The following is a 1961-nucleotide window of genomic DNA, read 5'->3' as shown; positions in this document are numbered from 1 at the left end:
TCGCCCACCATGTCAGGAATCACCGGGGCGATGCCGTGGGGGCCAGGTAGGGCTTGCATCAGCAGCTTGAACAGGCCGGCGGGGGCATCCGGCTGGGTCCAACCGGTGGCTTGCTGCTCGGCGGCGGCGAAGGGCAGAAACGTGGCTCGGGGCAGGCCCTGGGCCAGGGTGGCGCAGGCGGCCAGGTGCAACACCAGGTCGGGTGTCAGGCTGTGGGCGCGGGCCAGTTTGGCGAGGCGGTCGATTTCGCCTTCGGCCACCAGATCGGCCAGATCGGTGCGGCCCAGCGTCAGGGCGCTGTGGCCGTGCTGGACCATGGCCATGGCAGCCAGCATCAGAAACAGCGGGTCGCCACCCCAACTGGGTTGCATCAACTGCTGGTGAAACGCCGGGTCGTGCAACGGCAGCGCCACCGGCGTATCCGGGCTGGCGAGGGCCAGCATGTCTTGCAGCAAGGCCACCCGGTGCGCGGTGGTGGCCAGTGGGCGGATCGGCACGGGCAGGGCAGGGTCCAGCAGGGCCCGCTTGCCCAGGGCGCGCAAACCGCCGCCAAACACGCTGGCCCACCAGCCCGAGGCCGGGTCGGCGCTGCGCTCCAGCAGCAGAATGCGCAGCGGTTGGGGTGTGGCCATCGTGGCTATCGTGCGGTCGGCCAGTTCGTCCAGCCACGGGCCCAGCGCCTGGGCTTTGGCGGCGGCGTAGTCCATCACCACCAGGGTGGGTTTTTGCCAGCCCCAGGCGCTGAGGTTTTGGCCTGCGAGGAAACGGTCGGCCTCGGTGCTGGTGACAAAGCCGGTGTTCCAGCCCTCGGCCTGCATCTGGTCGCAGAGTTCCAGCGCCAGCCGGGTCTTGCCGCTGCCACCACCGCCCACCATGGCGCGTACGCTGATCGGCTTGGGGGTGTTTAAAAAAGCGCGCAGGCTGGCCAGTTCTTCTTCGCGGCCTAGCAGCCGGGTGGAGCGGGAATATGGCGACAGGGCGTTCAGCGGGTGGGCAATGCGGCGCTGGCTGTCAAACCGCGTCAGCGTCAGAGAGGCGCGGCCCAGCACCACTGTATTGTGGTCGCCCGCGATCTGCACCACGGTGTTGCCGTCGCCTGTGACGTGCGCGGTGTGCGGCATGGGTTCCTTAGCGAAATTGTGTAAACATTATGCGCAGCACTGGGTGCGGCAAGAGCTGCGGGCACAATACCCGCCATGCTGATCCACCCCGAAATCAATCCCATCGCCTTGCAAATTGGACCCCTCGCGGTCCACTGGTACGGCCTGACCTATCTGGCCGCGTTTGCGCTGTTCATGTTCCTGGGTATCCGCCGTTTGCGGCACCCCCCGTTTGCCCATATCACCGGGCCGGGTGCCTGGGTGTCCAAAGACGTGGAGGATATTTTGTTTCTCGGGGTGATGGGCGTGGTGCTGGGCGGGCGCATCGGCTACTGCCTGTTTTACAAGCCGGGCTTTTACCTCAGCCACCCGCTGGAGATTTTTTACGTCTGGCAGGGCGGCATGTCGTTCCACGGCGGGTTGCTGGGCGTGATTGGGTCCATGGTGTGGTTTGCCCATTCGCGCAAAAAGCCGTTCTGGCAAGTGGCCGACTTTGTGGCACCGTGCGTGCCCACCGGTCTGGCGGCAGGGCGCGTGGGCAATTTCATCAATGGCGAACTGTGGGGGCGGCTGAGTTCGCCCGATCTGCCCTGGGGCATGGTGTTCCGCGACGGCGGCCCGTTGCCGCGCCACCCGTCGCAGGTCTACCAGTTCCTGATGGAGGGCCTGTTGCTGTTTGTGCTGCTCTGGCTGTATGCGCGCAAAGAGCGTGCGCCGGGCCAGGTGGCGGCGGCCTTCTTGTTTGGCTACGGCGTGTTCCGTTTTATTGCCGAGTTCTTCCGCGAGCCGGATGCCTTTTTGGGTCTGCTGTCGCTGGGCATGAGCATGGGCCAGTGGCTGTGCGTGCCGATGATTTTGGGC

The 1961-nt window shown here is 65.9% G+C and carries 2 protein-coding genes; one reads left to right on the top strand and one right to left on the bottom strand.

Annotation, left to right across the window (positions count from 1 at the left end; translation table 11 throughout):
• Positions 1–1121 (bottom strand): AAA family ATPase (locus tag ABI213_RS08090; RefSeq protein ID WP_348026671.1); only part of this gene is annotated, 1121 nt, incomplete at its 3' end.
• 75 nt (positions 1122–1196) lie between these two features.
• On the opposite strand from ABI213_RS08090, the gene lgt reads away from it, so the two are divergent.
• A partial coding sequence (gene lgt / locus ABI213_RS08085; RefSeq protein ID WP_348026669.1) for a prolipoprotein diacylglyceryl transferase occupies positions 1197–1961 on the top strand: 765 nt, incomplete at its 3' end.

Origin of the sequence: Rhodoferax sp., from assembly GCF_039922535.1 — a bacterium.
Lineage (GTDB): Bacteria > Pseudomonadota > Gammaproteobacteria > Burkholderiales > Burkholderiaceae_C > Rhodoferax_B.
Note: the sequence above shows the minus strand (reverse complement) of the source record. Positions and strands in the feature narration are given on the sequence as shown.